A 233-nucleotide genomic window follows, 5' to 3' on the forward strand; every position below is an offset into this window, starting at 1 on the left:
CGTCGACTCCTTCATCCGCAAGGTGAAGAACAAGGAAGACGGCGTGAAGCTCATGGGCTTCGGGCACCGCGTCTACAAGAACTTCGACCCCCGGGCGAAGATCATCAAGGCGGCGGCGCACGACGTCCTCTCGGCGCTCGGCAAGTCCGACGAGCTGCTGGAGATCGCGCTCAAGCTGGAGGAGCACGCGCTGTCCGACGACTACTTCGTCGAGCGCAAGCTCTACCCGAACG

1 protein-coding gene is annotated in these 233 nt (G+C 63.1%); it reads left to right on the forward strand.

The window, feature by feature from the left end; genetic code table 11:
- The coding region (locus tag F1003_RS19260) for a citrate/2-methylcitrate synthase (RefSeq protein ID WP_497986947.1) at nt 1-233 on the forward strand (233 nt) is incomplete at both ends.

It is taken from the genome of Winogradskyella ouciana, assembly GCF_009709615.1.
GTDB lineage: Bacteria > Bacteroidota > Bacteroidia > Flavobacteriales > Flavobacteriaceae > Winogradskyella > Winogradskyella ouciana.